Genomic DNA, 15,524 nt, shown 5'->3' on the forward strand with positions numbered 1-15,524 from the left:
TAAAGAAGGGGCTTCAGCCCCTGAGGTATGCTTTTCTGCGAACTCCAAACTGCCGCAGAAGAGAGACCCAATGCATCGCCGCCAATTCTTAGCTACCTCCCTTGCCGCATCCGCCGCCACGCTGGCAACCGCGCAGCAGAGCCAGGACCACATGGCCACCGCTCGCGATTTCTATCTCCTTCGCCGCTACACCATGCAAACCGGTCCGCAGACTGCGCTCGTAGAAAAGTACATCTCGGAAGCCCTGATTCCCGCACTGACCCGCCGCAACATTGGCCCTGTCGGAGCCTTCCGCCTTGAAGTTGGCCCCGAAACCCCGGCCTTCTACCTTCTCATTCCCACAAGAACCACCGGCCAGGCTGCCCTGCTCGACCAGGACTTGGTCACCGATGCCGACTACGCCAAAACCGCCGAGTCATTTCTGTCAGCCCCGGCCACGGCTCCAGCCTTTCTCCGCACTGACTCGCTGCTTCTCATCTCCTTTGAAGGTTGGCCCAAAATCACCCCGCCCGCGAAGTCAGCCAAGCGAATCTTCCAGCTCCGCACCTACGAGAGCCCCAGCCACCACGCCCATGAAGTAAAGGTGAAAATGTTCCACGCCGGCGAATTTGAAATCTTCAAGGCTGCCGGCTTCCACCCCGTCTTCTTCGGCGACAGCCTCATCGGTCCCCGCCAGCCCAATCTGACCTACATGCTGGCCTCCGAAAGCCAAGCCACCCTGGAAGCCCAGTGGGAGAACTTCCGCAACAACCCTGACTGGAAGAAGCTATCGGCGGACCCCAAATATGCCTACGAGCCCACCGTCAGTAACATCACCAACTTGTATCTAAGCCCGCTCTCCTCTTCGCAAATCTAGATTGGCAGGGACGAGAGCAGCAGCGGTTTAGTTGGCAGTAGGCTGAGTAATCTGGTCAATGACGATGCTTTCCGCAGTGCCTCTGGCAGGCCGGAGCTTAAGGCCAAGCTGTTCCTTGAGCACCGTGAAAAGGGAAGGATCGGCGGAATCGGGAGTTTCTTCGGGGGCCCATTGAATCTGGAAGTTGAAGTTGCCTTGCAGGCCAGTGTGGTCTTCCACAGGACGCCCAGCCTGCCTGCGAAGTGCAGCGGCAACGTCGCCCATAGACATCTGCGAGGCCTTCATCTCGGTCCTTGAGCCGTTGGAGTTGGTGCTCATGTTGGGCTGTGAGTCGGGAGTGCTGGGCTTGAGACCGGGGCCGGGCTTTCCTGGCTTCACAAGTTCGAGCCAATAGACAGGAGTTTCTATCCGCGCGCGATGAAACTTGAGCTGAAAACGGTCTTCAAGCAGCGAAAGAATGAGCTGCTGGAATTGCTGCGGAGTAGTCACTTCCGTGTGGTCGGCGGTGACGGCATTGATATCGAAGGTTTCGTTGCCGGCCCAGTTGGGTACGCCGGAGATGAGGTTGTCGTCGGCGCCGAATGCGATGCGGATCAGTGTACGGGCAGTGGTGGCAGTGGCTACAAAGCGTCCGCCCGGAAGCATCTTGCGGTTCGAAGGCTCATTGCTATCCGACTGCCGCGCACGGATGGAGGCGACTTCAAACCGCAGGGGTGCCTCTGCGCCGGGTTGTGATGCCATCGGGGATTGAGCGGAGAGAAGGAACGAGGCATCGATAAGCGGAAGCAGAAGGAGCAGGGCAGCGCAGAATCGCTTTGTCGGCGGGTTTGTCATCACCCTTGTCACTACGCGGAGTTATGAGGGAAGGTTCCCGTCTGTGTCTTTCCGCATCCTGCCTCTCTCTCATTGACCGTTGAACTTCAACGAATAAGCCGAGCTAACATCAAACGAATTTTGTAAAATTCCCAGTGCTTTGAGTTGGTCATAGCCAGCCTGCCAACGTGCCGCCGTCATGGACCCAATCTCTGTTCCCGAGCCAATAAACCCGCCGTCTCGCAGTGCCGCTGTAGTAAACGCCTCCTGCGCCGTGTTCAGCGCTGGATTCAGCTTCAAAAACTGCTGATTCACCGCATCCGGATTCTTTAGATAATCCTGCCAGCCGCGGATTGAAGCCTTTACAAACTTGGCGACCACATCGGGATGCGCCGCCGCAAAATCCCGCGTCGCAAACTGCACCCGGTAAGGATCAAACCCCGACGTGCTGATAAGAATCGTTCGCACATCTACGCCAGCCTGCTTCGTCAGATACGGCTCGCTGGTCACAAAAATCTGCTGCACGTAGTTTGGGTCGTTCAAAAAATTGGCCACGGACCGCGTGGAAGGAATTTGCTTCACATTCTTCAGCCCATACTTCATCGTCACGTACTTTAGCCACGTCGAGCCCGTCTGCGCGGCAATCGTGTGACCTTCCAGGTCTTTGAAATCATGAATAGGCGAACTGGTATGCACCATAATCGCCTGCGGGTCATGCTGCATCGTCGCCGCAATTGCTACCAGCGGCAGCCCATTCGAGTTCCACGAAAGAATCTCCGCGCTCGTTCCCAGCCCAATGTCCGCCTTGCCCATCGCCACAATCTGTCCCGTATTGCCATACTGCGGAAGCGGCGCAATCGTCACGTCCAGCCCCTCGGCCTTGTAATACCCGTTCAGCAGAGCTTCATAAAACCCGCCATGCTCCGGCTGCGGATACCAATCCAACTGCAATCGCACTGGCGTAAGCCCGCCCGCAGCCTCGTTTGCGGAATTTGCTCCGCCACGGCAACCCGCAATCACCACCGCAACCGCCAATACCAAAAGAGAAGGGAAGAGACGAATCCGCAAAGCCAACCTCACGAATGTTCTTGCTTGCAACCTATCACGCGGCTCATAAAGATGGCCCTCAAAAATGCACCACAAATTCCTCACGCCGTTTTCATTGCCCAACCCTCGCGCCGGATGCAAAGCTCAGATATGGCAATCCCTCCCAGCCGCCAGCACGATAGCGAGCACATGACCGCGCTCGCCGCCTTCACCGCCCGTTCGCTGGAAACGCTCTCGCCGCGCCCCTTTGGAGCCGCCATCGTTCACACCAAAACCGGCAAGCTCCTGCTTCGTGCTCTCAACGACGCGCACCGCCAGTCCGACCCCTCGCTCCACGCCGAAGTCCGAGCCATCCGTCTCGCCGCCCGCCGCCTCAAATCGCTCTCGCTTGCCGGCTACACGCTCTATACCACCTGCGAGCCCTGCCCCATGTGCATGAGCTGCGCCCTCTGGGCCGACCTTGACCGCGTCGTTTTTGGAGCGACAATCGAAGACGCCGCGCGTCACGTCAACCAGATTCACATCTCCGCCGAAGAAGTGGCCCGCCGCAGCGATATGCCCATTCCCGTTGATGGCCCCGTCGCGCATGAGGCTTGCTACGCTCTCTTCACGCACCCCAACATGCTCCGCGCCTTCAAAGAATGGGCCAAGCACCGCAGGAAGAGAAAGCCATGAACGAGCAACTCATCCCCAGCCTGCAAAAAATCATCGACCCCGTACGCGTCCTCACCGCGCCGCCAGTCCTCGACCGCCTCTCGCACGACTTCTATTGGTACTCGCCCATCCTTCGCCCGCAGCTTGCGGACAAGCATGCCGACATAGCTGTTCAGCCAATAAGCGTGGAAGAAATCCTGGCCATTCTTCGTTACGCAGGACAGCATGGAATCCCCGTGACCACCCGCGGCGCCGGAACCGGCAACTACGGCCAGTGTGTCCCGCTCCATGGTGGCATCCTTCTCGATTTGTCGCTTATGGACAAGCTTGAATCCATCACGCCAGACGGAGTAGCTATTTGCCAACCCGGTCTTCGGCTAGGCGTGCTTGAAACAGAAGCCCGCGCCAAGGGGTGGGAACTCCGCATGTACCCAAGCACGCTCGTCAAAGCATCCATCGGCGGCTTCCTCGGCGGTGGTTCCGGCGGGATTGGCTCCGTTGCCCACGGCGGCCTCCGCGACTTCGATACCGTCCGCGCTTTTGAAGTGGTAACTATGGAAGACGAGCCCCGCGTCGTGCTGCATGAAGGCCCAGCCGTCCATGAAATCCTCCATGCCTGGGGGACCAACGGGATTATTACCCGCATCTGGTTCGCGCTCACACAGGCCGTCGAATGGGCCCAAGCCACCATCGCCTTCGATGCGTATGAAGCGGCCTTCACCTTCGCTGAATCCATTGCGACCGGCCCAGAATGGACCAAGCGCCTAGTCACCGTCTTCGAGTGGCCCATACCGTCTTACTTCGCGCCCATCAAGCAAGTCACCCGCGAAGGTAAATCGCTGGTCCTGTTGATGCTGGCTACCAACCAACTCGACAAGCTCCGCGGAGCCGCTGAATCCGTCAGCGGGGAAGTCACCTTTACAGGCTTCTACGAAGGCCCGCGCACGCAGCCGCTCCTGAGCGACTACACCTGGAACCACACCACTCTCTGGGCCATGAAGTCCAACCCCGAGTACACCTATCTCCAATGCGGGTTTTCGCCAACGGACTGCCGCAGCCAGTTTCAGAAGCTCCGCGCAAAGTTTGGCGAAGACATCCTCTTCCACATCGAATTCATGAAAAACGGCGAAGGCGCCATCATCCCCGGCGCCATCCCCATCGTCCGCTTCACCACGCCCGAGCGCCTGCAGGAGATGATCGACTACTGCCGCAGCATTGGCGTCTTCGTCGCCAACCCGCACGTAAACTACCTCGAAGATGGCGGCCGCTTCCGCCCTGACAACATCCAGCTCCGCGCCAAGCAGAAGTACGATCCACGCGGCCTTCTCAACCCCGGCAAGATGATGAGCTTTCATCGCGAGACAGTTAGCAAATGAAAACCTGGATACCCGATTCCCGCAACTTCGCCTATCTCACCTGGAAGCAGGTCGCCGCGCTTCCGCGCGAAAGCACCTTGCTCGTTCTGCCCACCGCCGCCATCGAACAGCACGGTCACCATCTTCCGCTCGCCACAGATACGCTTATCAACAATCTGCTGCTGGGCAAGGCTCTCGAACTTATTCCTGCCGACGTGCCCATCTACGCGCTTCCACCTGTCTGCTATGGCAAAAGCAATGAGCACCTGGGCTTTCCCGGTACGCTGTCTGTTAGCGCGTCCACATTTCTTGCTGTAGTTCGCGACCTGGGTGCAAGCATCGCTGCTGCCGGCTTCCAGAAGGTCGTTCTCTATAACACCCACGGCGGCAACACCTCGCTCGTTGATGTTCTGGCCCGTGACCTTCGTGCTGAATTTGACCTGCGAACCTTCTCGCTGTTCGGCTCTCCCGGAGCGAGCTTTGAAGGAGTCTCCCAGCAGGAGCGTACTTACGGCTTTCACGCCGGAGAAATTGAAACCGCCTATCTGCTGCACGCTACGCCTGAGTTGGTGCGCAAAGAGGAGTACACCACCAACTACATCGCCCGTGTGGATACTCCCGAGCTGCTAAAACCTGAAGGCTCTTCTGCCAACTTTGCCTGGCTCACTCGCGACATCGCTCCTAGCGGCGTTCTCGGCGACCCCTCGGCAGCTACCGCCGAAAACGGAGCAAAGTGGACCGCCGAAGCCGCACAGCGCCTCGCCGAAATCCTTACCGCCATGTACAACTTCGTTCCCAAGCACGGAGCTTGAACCATGGCCCTTATAGACTGCGGCAACGGAGTGAGGCTCGAACGCGGCGTCGAGTGCACGCTGAGCGACGGAACTGTCCTTGTCTCCGACCACTACTATCCAAGTGGCAAAGGGACGAAATCGGAAGGATGGCCCACGCTCTTCATGCGCCAGCCCTACGGCCGCGATATCGCCTCCACCGTTGTATACGCGCATCCCGTCTGGTTTGCTCGTCATGGCTACCACGTTGTCATCCAGGATGTGCGCGGCCGCGGCGGCTCAATGGGAGAGTTTTATCCCTTCCGTCATGAAGCAGGCGACGGAGCTGAATCTATCGCATGGCTGCGCAAGCATCCGGCCTGCAACGGCAAAATAGGCATGTACGGGTTTTCTTATCAGGGTGCGACGCAGCTTCTCGCGGCTGCTGAACAGCCTGAGGGGCTTCTTTGTATCGCGCCGCACATGACCGCTGTCGATTTGTACCACGGCTGGTTTTACCATCAGGGCGCGCTTCGTCTCGCATCCACACTGGGATGGGGAATCCAGATGCTTCGCGAAGACGCTCGCCGTCGCGGCCGGCGTGAAGCTAGCGACAAGCTTGAAGGAGCGTGGGCGAATATCCGTGCGCAGGCTGCGCATGTTCCTTATGCTTCGCATCCTGCGATTGCTGATGCTGCGCTTCCCAGCTATGTCCGCGACTGGATGAGTCACAACGAGCCTAGCGACTACTGGACTAATCAAGACATAAGCCAGCGGCTTGATCGCATTACCGTACCGGCTCTGCACATCTCCGGCTGGTATGACATGTATCTCGAAGGTTCGATTGCGGGATATCTTGCTCTGCGCAATCATGCGGGCACACAACATGCTCGCGATAACCAATATTTGCTTGCTGGGCCGTGGGTTCATATTCCGTGGGGTGATCGTGTTGGCGATGCCAACCTTGGCGAAGCCGCCAACTGCGACACTGACGCAATTCTTCTTCGCTGGTTCAATCATTGGCTCAAAGACGAACCGGCCTGGCACATTCAGCCGCGCATTCGCTACTTCTCTCTTGGTGCAAACGAGTGGTTCTCTGCGGAGCAATGGCCCTCTACGTCTACGCCTGTCTATCTTCATGGCGGCGGCAATGCCAACTCTCGCAAAGGCGATGGAACACTTACAACACAAGCTCCGCAGGCAGAAGAACCTCGCGACGTATTTGTTTATGACCCTGAAGTTCCTGTTTACGCGCCCGGCGGCCCTCAGGCGTTAAGCGGTCCACAGGACCAATCTGCCGCGGAACTCGGTAACAACCTGCTTGTTTACACTTCTGCGCCTGTTACACGTGCAACGGAAGTTTTTGGTCAGCCGCGCATTCGACTGTTTGCTGCAACCTCTGCGCCGCATGCTGACTTTACTGCCAAGCTGGTGCGCGTTACGGCGACTGGACGCGCGGAGTTCCTCTGTATCGGCATTGCGCGCAGCAGCTTTCTCTTTCGTGAAGGAGAGTATGTTGCGGATGAGGTCCACGCGTGGGAGTTCACGCTGGAGCCAACCGCTTTTGTTCTCTTTCCTGGTGAGCGGCTGCGGCTTGAAATTGCCAGTTCTGCTTTTCCGCTCTACGACCGCAATCCATCGACTTCAACGCTGCCGCAACTGGCAGACAACTGGAACTGGGCGCGCTCCACGCAGCAGGTGTTGCATACGGCAGAGCATCCATCTGCGCTTTATCTTCCGGTGAAAGGAGAGCCTGAATGGTAGCCGAAGTCACTGTTCCGGAAATTGCTCTCGATAAAGTAGGCAAGCGTTTTCGCAACGGGCCCGCTATTCTGCAGGACATTTCGCTCAATATGGAGCGCGGGGAGTTTGTCACGCTTCTTGGTCCTTCAGGGTGCGGAAAGTCTACGCTGCTGCGGCTTGTCTCCGGGCTTAGTCCCGCGAGCGAAGGCGCGGTTTCTGTGAATGGCATGACTCCTGACAATGCACGCCAGTTGATGAGCTTTATCTTTCAGGACGCAACGCTGTTGCCGTGGCGCACGGTTGAGCAGAACGTCGGGCTTGGGCTTGAGCTGGAACATGCGGCTCGTCCGGCTCGTAGAGAACGTGTCTCACAGATGCTTGAGCTGGTGCAGCTTGGGCATGTTGCCCGCAGCTATCCTCGCGAGCTTTCCGGTGGCATGAAGATGCGGGTTTCGATTGCGCGGGCGCTGGTGAACAGGCCGCGGATTCTGCTGTTGGATGAGCCTTTTGCCGCACTGGATGAGATGACGCGTGACCGGATGAATGAGGAGCTCCTTCGTCTCTACACAGAGCAGAAGTGGACTGTTCTTTTTGTTACGCATTCGGTTGCGGAGGCGGTGTTTCTTTCTACGCGGATTGTGATTCTTGCTCCGCATCCAGGGCGGGTGGCGCATGATATTTCGATTGATTTGCCATGGCCGCGGACAGCTGAAACTCGCGAGTCCGCTGCGTTTGAAGAGGCTGTTACGCGGGCATCGAGGCTGCTGAGAGGAGTGCAGAACGCATGACCAAGCGGCTCTGGCTCATAGTCAACAGCGTGATTGTGCTGGCCTGTTTGCTTGGTCTGTGGCAGGCGCTGGTTACCTGGAAGCATCTGCCTGTCTATATGCTGCCGGGGCCGGGAGTGGTGCTTGCGGCTCTTGTTCAAAAGCATGCTTCGCTGCTTAACTCGCTTTGGATTTCAACCGAAGAAGCGGCAGGCGGGCTGATTGTCAGCGTTGCTGCTGGGGTTGGCGTGGCGCTGGTGTTTGCGCAGTGGCGATGGCTGCGGCAGTTGGTTTATCCGTATACGATTCTGTTGCAGACGGTGCCGATTGTGGCGATTGCGCCGCTCATTATCAATTGGGTTGGGCCGGGGATTATGGCGGTGATGGTGGTTACGTTCATCATTTGCCTTGCACCGATTATTGCGAATACTACGCAGGGGCTTATCAGTGTGGACCGCAATTTGCAGGACCTGTTCCTGATGCACAAGGCTACGTCCGCGCAGGTTTTGTTCAAGTTGCGGCTGCCACATGCGCTGCCGAATATCTTTACCGGGATTCGCATTGCCGCTGGTATTGCGGTGATTGGTGCGATTACCGGCGAGCTCTTTGCCGGGTCGATGCGCGTTGGTGAGGGCGGGCTGGGGTACGCGATTATGTATGCCAACAGCCAGTTGGAGACGGCGTACATGTTTGCGCTGGTGGCCGCGGCTACGGTGCTGGGGTTTGCGTTCTTCTTTTTGGTGATGTTTTTTGAGTGGCTGGCGCTGCACAACTGGCATGAGTCGAAGCGGCAGGCGGTTAGTGAGTAGGAGATTGCATCAATGTTGAGGATGGAGACGGAGAACGGGTGGCAACTGATTACGCATCCTGACCATGCGCGGCTGGCTGGGGCGTTTGCAGCGGCGTGGGGGAATGAGCGTTTTCGCAGGCCGGAGCCGCGGGAGCGCGTGCTGCTTGGGATTGCTTCGCATGATGATGGCTGGGCGGCGCGGGATGCGCATCCTTCGATTACGCGGCAGGGGAAGCCTTCGGCCTTTTCGATTGAGCTGGTGGGGAAGTACTCGGCGTTTGAAGAGATTGATATTGCGGATTATCTTGCGGTTCGTGACCGGGCGGTGCGGTTGATTGCTGCGGAAGACCCTTATGCTGGGTTGCTGGTGGCGATGCATACCTACAACCTGTTGACGGAGCATGCAGACCGTTCGACGATTGCTCCGGAGGGGCTGGTGCTGCTGGATGATTTTCTCGCCCGGCAGAGGGATTTCCAGGCGGAGCTGAAGTCTGCGATTGCTGCTGACGGTACGTTGCAAGCGGAAGAGAAGGACGAGCAGACGATCCTGGAACACTTCCGGCTGCTGCAGGCTTGCGACAATCTCTCTTTGCTTACTTGCGTGGCTTATGACAAGCCTGCGCATCTGCTGCATCCGCTGCCGCTGGTGGATGGCGGCGCGGCTGAGGTGACGGTTACTCCGTTGGCTGCGCGTGTTTTTCGGTTGGAGCCCTGGCCGTTTGCGGAGGCGGAGCTGAGCTTCCGGTTTCCGGCGCGGCGGGTGCAGGGGAAGCTGTTTGCGGCTTCCGAGGAGCTGGATGCGGCATTTGGTGCGGCTGAAGTGGAGGAGATTTCCGTTACGCTGGTCCAGTTTGCTTGATTGCTGCTGGAGATATTGTTTTTTGGAGTGGATTGTTTCCGGGTAATTCCACAATGGAATCTGTTGTTTGCGGGAGATTTTATGTGTTTACCATTGAGTTAATAGGTGGTTACTTTCTCAATTTTTTTTCGCGAGAGCAGGGAAAGAACAACGGCCCGATTCCATATGGAATCGGGCCGTTCTGCCTGCTGATTTTGAGTATGGCATAGATGGGGTTAATTGCACGCAACAGTTTTCCACAGATTTGGAATTTATTTTTAGGGGAGGGGGTTTGGTTGAAAGAAACGGGGCGGCTCCAACTGGAGCCGCCCCGTTTGTTGGGATGGTTTGTGGTTAGAAGGTCAGGCTAAGCGACATCTGGATCTGCCGCGGTGCGCCGATGGTGTGGGTGACGATGCCGAGGCCGCCGGGGCAGTTGTAGAAGCTGCCTGACACGCTGCCGGTGCCGTCCGCATTGCACTTGCCGGGGAGAACGGTTTGCCCGGCGCTGGGGAACTGGTTGTACTCCTCGTTCTGCGAGACCTCGTTGCCGGGAATGTCGAGCGAAGTGGTGTTGGTGAGGTTGAAGACGTCGAAGGTGTACTTGAAGTTGTAGCGGTCGTGAATGTTGAAGGTCTTGACCAGCGAGGCGTCGGCGCGCTTCTGGAAGGACTGGCGGAAGATGTTGCGCTGTCCGGTGGTGAAGCCGGTTTCATATGGGTCATTCGAGGGAATGGCACCGTTGAGTCCGCCGGCAGGAAGCAGCGGAAGCGTGAAGCAGGACGGGTCAAGAGCAGGCTTGCCGCTGCCGATGGTCCATGCGCCGGAGGCCTTGGTCATGGCGCTCTTGGCGGTGCAACCGGGGGCCAGGGGAACGATGGGGTTGGTGATGCCGTCGGCGGTGGAGTAGTAGACCGAGCCGATGGCGCCGGAGAAGTCGATGACGGAGTAGGGCTGGCCGCTCTGAAGAACGGTGAGGCCCTGAAGTGTCCAGCCATCGACGAGCTTGCCGAGCAGCGATTTCTTCGGTGCGGTGTCAGGAATTGAGAAGGCGTAGTTGAAGTTGAAGACGTGCGTGCGGTCGAAGTCCGAAAGGCCGTAGCCGCTGCGAAGGTCGAGCGCGTTGTTGCCGTTGTAGAAGAGGCCAAGGCCGCTATGTTCGTCGGTGGCGTGGGAGTAGGTGTAAGAGAAGCCAACCTGCACGCCCTTGCTCATGCGCTTTTCCACGTGAGCCTGCAGTGCGTTGTACGCATCGACACCCGCTGCGACGTACTTGATGGACTCTGCCGCGTAACCGATATAGGGAACGCGCAGATCGACGTTGCCGCCCTCGTAGTTGTAGAGGTAAGGCGAGCCGTCGGGCAGGGAATCCTCCAGCGTGTATCCGTAAGAGTACTTCTGCTCATAGGCACCGCCGGCGAGCGTCGGATTGCTGGGTGAGGCAATCTGCGCCTGGTTCATGGGAACCGGAACGACCTGGTGACGGCCTACGTTGCCAACGTATCCAACTTCAACAGCGAGGTCCGGGCGAGGCTGCCACTGCAGGTCGAGTGTGTAGTTGATGGTGTAAGGCAGCTTGTTGGCGCGGTCATAGACACCGAGCGAGATGGGCTGGCCGCCGCCGTTCATAATCTTCTCGGCGTTCGGAAGGTAGTTGGCCAAATCTGATGCCTTGGGATTGTTGGGCGGCGGAAGAAGGCTGCCGCCGTAGGGGTTGGCAAGGTTGCCGCCGGAGTCTGTGCCGTCGCAGGTGGGAATGTAGCCCTGATAGTAGTAGGCAACGGGGCAGGTGGAGGCATTGACGAAGGGGAGCTGCTGGTTGACGCCGAAGGGGCCGCCGGTGACGGTGCCGATGGCGTAGCCGGGCGAGAAGTAGGTGAAGAGTTCGCCGCGGTCATAGTACATACCGACGCCGCTGCGGATGACGATCTTGTTGTGGAAGTACTCGGGCTGATAGGCGATGCCGAGGCGGGGAGCGATGCCCCACTGGCGGCCCGTGAGCGTGGTGTTGCTTACGCCGCGCGTGCCGTTGGTGTTGTTGCCAGCGATGATGATGCCGGGGTTCTCAATGGTGTCGCTGCCTACGTCATATTTGTAGGCCGTGGAGTCGAAGTTGAAGAGACGGCCATATTTTTCGGTGAGGCCGCCATCCCAGTCGAAGCGCAGGCCGGCGGTAAGAGAAAGGCTTGGCGTGGCCTGGAATTTGTCCTGGAAGTAGACGCCGAGCTGGTTGGCGCGATAGTAGCGGTTGGCGTCGCCCTGCAGGAAGGAGCTGACGTAGAAGCCGGTGCCGGAGCTGCCCGGAGTGACATAACCCTGCAGCATCTGGCTCAGGTCGTCCGTGGCGATGGTGCCAGTGCCGGTGCGGCGGTCGATGGTGTTGAGCTGCGTGTAGGTGTAGTTGGCTCCAAAGGCGAGCGTGTGTTTGCCGAGCATCCAGATGGCGTTGGCCGAGGGCGCAATGCGGTTCTGGAAGACGCCGGTGTTCGGTGCCTGCGCTTCGGCGTTGGGGCCGATGTTCAGGATGCCGGTGGGCGTGTAGTCGCCGTTCGGGTTGTAGCCGGTGGAGTTGTAGATGGAGACGCCGGGGAAGTACTTCGAGCCGAACATGTTGATGGAGACGGTTCCGGCGGAGCCTCCGGGGATGGCGTCGGGTCCAAACGGCTGCTCGTTGGTGCCGTAAATCTTTTCGCGCAGGAAGCCGATGGTCTGCGTGGTGCTCAGGTTCGACTTGAGGATAAGCGTGTTGATGAGCGAGAAGACCTGCGCGCCGGAGTCGAGGTGCTGTGTAAAGCCGGGAACGCTGGAGTAAGAGTATGGCGAAAGAATCGGGTCGTGCTGGAAGTAGTACTTGGCGGCAAGAGTGTCCTTGTTGGACGCGTTGTAGTCAAGGCTGGCGGCTACCTGGTCGTTCTTGAGGTAGGCGGTGCCGGGGAGGAAGGCGTTGGTGGTGTGGCTGACAGTCGGCCAGCCGTACTGGTCGTTCGGGATGAGCCACTTGCCGGGTTCGCCGGGGACCGCGGGTGAGTTGAAGAGTGCGAGCGCAACGCGGTTGATGCTGGCGGAAGTGAGATTGGTTCCGAAGACGGGATTCACGAGGCTGGCAAGCGTGCCTGCCGAGCGGTCATCGGAGAGGCCAACAGGAACGTTCAGCAGCGTGTCGCCGATTTCCTGGTCGGAGACATGCAGGTGCTGATAGGCGAGGTAGCCGAAGAGCTTGTTCTTGATGATGGGGCCGCCGGCTTCTCCGCCAACCTGCCAGCGGTGAAGCTCAGGAACTTTGGAACGGACGTTGACGCCGGGGTCAATGTCGGGGTCCTGGTTAAAGAAGAAGGGAGCGGCGTTGAGCCAGTCGGTGGCGCGGCGGAAGTAGGCGCTTCCGTGGAGGTCGTTCGTGCCCGACTTGGTGTTCATATCCACGTGCGCGCCGGAAGTAGAACCCTGCTGCGCGTCATACATGGAGGCATTTACGCGGAGCTCTTCGAGGGTTTCCGGAGCGGGCGTTGGGATGGCGTTGCCGATGGAGAGGTAAACGGAAGCGACGCTCGGAATCACGCCGCCGGCTCCGCTGCTGGAAGAGACGCCGGTGGAGTTGATGACGCGGGCGGAAGGAACCTGGCTGGTGGACTTGCCGTTAAAGAGGTTCGAGATGTCCACGCCGTTGAGCGAGAAGCTGTTCGAGGTGTCGCGCTGGCCGTTGGACCAGATGGGCGCGTTGCCGAGGCCACTGTTGACGCCGGTTCCGCCGGAGAGCTCGGCGTTGACGCCGGGCGAAAGGATGGCTGCGCCGGTGAAAGAGCCTGTTGGCAGCGGTATGGCGCTGATCTGCGCGGAATCCATCACGTAGCCGACGGTTGTGTCTACGGAGTTCATGAGCGGCGAGGCATCGACTTCCACCGTCTCAGCCTTGGCCGCGGCAACCTTGAGCGCGGCGCTGAGGGACATGGTGCGGTCGGCCTGCACGGTGATGTGCGCCGTCTTCTGCACGTCGAAGCCGTTTGCTTCAAAGGTCAGCGTGTAGGTGCCGATGGGCAGGTTGACGAAGCTGTACTCGCCGCTGGCATTGGTCCTGGCGGAGCGGGTGAGCGAGGTCTGCTCATTAACAGCCGTGACATTGGCGCCGGGAATCACTCCGCCGGATGCGTCCGATACGCTGCCGGTGATGCCGCCGAGTGTCTGCTGTGCGGATGCAAAGGTGCAGGAGAGCGCAATGGCTGCCAGAAGCAAGAGCAGCCGGGGAAGCAGGAAGGTAGCAAGCCGTATGGAATTTCTCAAAGTCACAAGCCTCGAAATGGAAATCGCTCCAGGCGCCGGCTTGGTTGCCATGCGTCTCTGAAGGCGTCGTGCTGCTCAATTCAATTGTTCGTTTCCCAAAGGAAGAGAGAAATGCTGAACTGCCGCGAATGAATCGCTGTGTGTTTTTAGATCAGTTCGGTTCGATGAATTGCACCGTGGAATAGAAATAGGATGACGTGAGCGCCGTAAAGATTCAACTGCAAACTAGGTAGAAGGCAGGGATGTTTCGGGTTTACATGGATTCCTTACGTGTTTCTTTATGGCAATAAAGAAACGTGTGCCGCAACGATCCGCCAGCCCTGTGGAAAACGCACCCATGTCTGCGATTGGCGTCCGCGAATTGTTCCGCGAGTGAACTCAAGCGTGATGCTGCCGAAGTCGCGGCCAAAGGAAACAATGTCGAGGCGGTCAATGGTGCGGGCAAGGTTGGCCGCAGGGCGGGATTTGCGGAAGGACTCGATTTCCTCGCGTCCGTGCAGGTTCTCCGTCGCGCCAAAACGCATGACCTGCTCGCCGTCCCAGAACATGGCGAGCAGCGTGTCTACATCGTTAGTGACAAGCGCCTGCTCGTACTGCGGATAGAGCGCTTCCAGCTCGGCAACAACTTCCGGAATGTTGATTTCAGGATTGTGGATGGTCATGGGTGTCACGTTATGGGAAAGAGTTGTCGCGGCGGAAGAATCTGTTTGCTGATTGCGGCGCTGATGGTGTGGATGGGCTCGTTGACAACCTGGCTCAGCCGCAGGTGCATGGCGACACTGCAGAGAATGTAGGCGTGAATCTCGGAGAACCCCCAGCGCGAGACGAGCAAATCCACCATGCGGCTGGTGGCGTTGCGGGCAGTTTCGGCAAGGTCTGAGCCTGTTTCGAGAACTATCCACGAGTCGGCAATGGCGTCTGGCGCGGCCTTCGTGCTTGATTCCACAATAGGCGCAGAAAGCGGCTGCTGCTTGTGCAGATGGAAGCGGAGCGTCACGTCGAGCGGGCACTCGATGCCGTTGATGCAGACCTCGCCATCGCCCTGTGCCGCGTGGCCGTCTCCGCAACTGAAGAGCGCGCCGGGAACAAAGACTGGGAGATAGAGCGTCGAGCCGGCACAGAGTTCGCGCACGTCCAGATTGCCACCAAACGGGCCGGGCGGACGTGTGCGGAAGCTGCCGTCATCGGCGCGGGCTACTCCCATCACACCAAGAAACGGGCGAACAGGAACCGTGGCGGGGAAAAGCGATGTGCTGTGGCCGCCATCCAACTGCCAGTGAAAGAGGTATGGCGTGCGAAAGCGTTCCTTCAAAAAGCCAAGGCCTTCAATCACGCTGGACCATCCCCAACCGTGGTGGCGCGTATTGAGAATATCGATTTGCAGAACGTCGCCGGGCTCTGCATCCTCTACCCAGATGGGACCGGTGAGCGCGTGAATACGCGTGCGGTCAATCTGCAGGTACTCCTCTGTCGTCATGCCGGGATGCACCTGCGCGCCGCTCGCATCCACGCATTGAATGCCAACCTCGTCGCCGGAGGCGATGCGCAGGCGCGGTGGCAGTGTGCGGTCCCAAACGGAGTGTGTCGGTTCAGCGCTGAGTGTGTGTTCGCTCATG

The 15,524-nt window shown here is 58.8% G+C and carries 13 protein-coding genes; 8 read left to right on the top strand and 5 right to left on the bottom strand.

Going from position 1 to position 15,524, the window contains the following annotated elements; genetic code table 11:
• Positions 1–70: 70 nt before the first annotated feature.
• A complete protein-coding gene (locus tag AC5S3R_RS15570; RefSeq protein ID WP_494268037.1) occupies positions 71–856 on the top strand; it encodes an NIPSNAP family protein in 786 nt (261 codons plus the stop codon).
• Positions 857–883: 27 nt separating this feature from the next.
• On the opposite strand, the gene AC5S3R_RS15575 is transcribed toward AC5S3R_RS15570, so the two are convergent.
• Both AC5S3R_RS15575 and AC5S3R_RS15580 read right to left on the bottom strand, forming a co-directional pair.
• Positions 884–1,597 (bottom strand): TIGR03435 family protein, encoded by a 714-nt coding sequence (locus AC5S3R_RS15575; protein ID WP_494268039.1) that lies wholly within the window; start codon positions 1,595–1,597, stop codon positions 884–886.
• Positions 1,598–1,759: 162 nt separating this feature from the next.
• Positions 1,760–2,749 carry an ABC transporter substrate-binding protein gene (locus tag AC5S3R_RS15580; protein WP_494268041.1) on the bottom strand — a complete coding sequence of 330 codons (990 nt, stop codon included), beginning with the start codon at positions 2,747–2,749 and terminating at the stop codon, positions 1,760–1,762.
• Between the two features lie 117 nt (positions 2,750–2,866).
• Here AC5S3R_RS15580 and AC5S3R_RS15585 point away from each other — a divergent pair, with 117 nt between their 5' ends.
• Genes AC5S3R_RS15585 through AC5S3R_RS15615 form a run of 7 tightly spaced genes read left to right on the top strand, consistent with a single transcriptional unit; the run spans position 2,867 to position 9,654 of the window.
• Positions 2,867–3,391 (top strand): nucleoside deaminase, encoded by a 525-nt coding sequence (locus AC5S3R_RS15585; protein ID WP_494268043.1) that lies wholly within the window; start codon positions 2,867–2,869, stop codon positions 3,389–3,391.
• Complete coding sequence (locus tag AC5S3R_RS15590) at positions 3,388–4,746, top strand: FAD-binding oxidoreductase (protein ID WP_494268045.1); 1,359 nt, start codon at positions 3,388–3,390, stop codon at positions 4,744–4,746. Before AC5S3R_RS15585 ends, AC5S3R_RS15590 begins: the two co-directional genes overlap by 4 nt.
• Complete coding sequence (locus AC5S3R_RS15595; protein WP_494268047.1) at positions 4,743–5,537, top strand: creatininase family protein; 795 nt, start codon at positions 4,743–4,745, stop codon at positions 5,535–5,537. The genes AC5S3R_RS15590 and AC5S3R_RS15595 overlap by 4 nt, the downstream gene beginning before the upstream one ends.
• Positions 5,538–5,540: 3 nt before the next feature.
• Positions 5,541–7,259, top strand: coding sequence for a CocE/NonD family hydrolase (locus tag AC5S3R_RS15600; RefSeq protein WP_494268049.1), 1,719 nt, complete (start codon positions 5,541–5,543; stop codon positions 7,257–7,259).
• Positions 7,253–8,026: an ABC transporter ATP-binding protein gene (locus tag AC5S3R_RS15605; protein WP_494268051.1), complete on the top strand. Its 774-nt coding sequence runs from the start codon at positions 7,253–7,255 to the stop codon at positions 8,024–8,026. Before AC5S3R_RS15600 ends, AC5S3R_RS15605 begins: the two co-directional genes overlap by 7 nt.
• A complete protein-coding gene (locus tag AC5S3R_RS15610) occupies positions 8,023–8,814 on the top strand; it encodes an ABC transporter permease (protein ID WP_494268053.1) in 792 nt (263 codons plus the stop codon). The genes AC5S3R_RS15605 and AC5S3R_RS15610 overlap by 4 nt, the downstream gene beginning before the upstream one ends.
• Before the next feature lie 12 nt (positions 8,815–8,826).
• Positions 8,827–9,654 carry a DUF3891 family protein gene (locus AC5S3R_RS15615; RefSeq protein ID WP_494268055.1) on the top strand — a complete coding sequence of 276 codons (828 nt, stop codon included), beginning with the start codon at positions 8,827–8,829 and terminating at the stop codon, positions 9,652–9,654.
• Between the two features lie 333 nt (positions 9,655–9,987).
• Here AC5S3R_RS15615 and AC5S3R_RS15620 read toward each other — a convergent pair whose 3' ends face one another.
• The 3 genes from AC5S3R_RS15620 to AC5S3R_RS15630 form a co-directional block, all read right to left on the bottom strand.
• Positions 9,988–13,959 carry a carboxypeptidase-like regulatory domain-containing protein gene (locus AC5S3R_RS15620; protein ID WP_494268058.1) on the bottom strand — a complete coding sequence of 1,324 codons (3,972 nt, stop codon included), beginning with the start codon at positions 13,957–13,959 and terminating at the stop codon, positions 9,988–9,990.
• Between the two features lie 227 nt (positions 13,960–14,186).
• Positions 14,187–14,570, bottom strand: coding sequence for an oxalurate catabolism protein HpxZ (gene hpxZ, locus AC5S3R_RS15625; protein ID WP_494268060.1), 384 nt, complete (start codon positions 14,568–14,570; stop codon positions 14,187–14,189).
• A 5-nt stretch (positions 14,571–14,575) separates the two neighbouring features.
• A complete protein-coding gene (locus AC5S3R_RS15630) occupies positions 14,576–15,523 on the bottom strand; it encodes an acetamidase/formamidase family protein (RefSeq protein ID WP_494268062.1) in 948 nt (315 codons plus the stop codon).
• Position 15,524 lies beyond the last annotated feature (1 nt).

This window comes from Occallatibacter sp. FHG110214_02 (genome assembly GCF_059115385.1).

Excerpts from the sequence above, each read along its gene's own strand:
- AC5S3R_RS15595 (WP_494268047.1), top strand. The coding sequence starts at position 4,743 with ATGAAAACCTGGATACCCGATTCCCGCAACTTCGCCTATCTCACCTGG.
- AC5S3R_RS15615 (WP_494268055.1), top strand. The coding sequence starts at position 8,827 with ATGTTGAGGATGGAGACGGAGAACGGGTGGCAACTGATTACGCATCCT.
- AC5S3R_RS15620 (WP_494268058.1), bottom strand. The coding sequence starts at position 13,959 with ATGGCAACCAAGCCGGCGCCTGGAGCGATTTCCATTTCGAGGCTTGTG.
- hpxZ (WP_494268060.1), bottom strand. The coding sequence starts at position 14,570 with ATGACCATCCACAATCCTGAAATCAACATTCCGGAAGTTGTTGCCGAG.
- AC5S3R_RS15610 (WP_494268053.1), top strand. The coding sequence starts at position 8,023 with ATGACCAAGCGGCTCTGGCTCATAGTCAACAGCGTGATTGTGCTGGCC.
- AC5S3R_RS15630 (WP_494268062.1), bottom strand. The coding sequence starts at position 15,523 with ATGAGCGAACACACACTCAGCGCTGAACCGACACACTCCGTTTGGGAC.
- AC5S3R_RS15600 (WP_494268049.1), top strand. The coding sequence starts at position 5,541 with ATGGCCCTTATAGACTGCGGCAACGGAGTGAGGCTCGAACGCGGCGTC.
- AC5S3R_RS15605 (WP_494268051.1), top strand. The coding sequence starts at position 7,253 with ATGGTAGCCGAAGTCACTGTTCCGGAAATTGCTCTCGATAAAGTAGGC.
- AC5S3R_RS15590 (WP_494268045.1), top strand. The coding sequence starts at position 3,388 with ATGAACGAGCAACTCATCCCCAGCCTGCAAAAAATCATCGACCCCGTA.
- AC5S3R_RS15575 (WP_494268039.1), bottom strand. The coding sequence starts at position 1,597 with ATGGCATCACAACCCGGCGCAGAGGCACCCCTGCGGTTTGAAGTCGCC.
- AC5S3R_RS15585 (WP_494268043.1), top strand. The coding sequence starts at position 2,867 with ATGGCAATCCCTCCCAGCCGCCAGCACGATAGCGAGCACATGACCGCG.
- AC5S3R_RS15570 (WP_494268037.1), top strand. The coding sequence starts at position 71 with ATGCATCGCCGCCAATTCTTAGCTACCTCCCTTGCCGCATCCGCCGCC.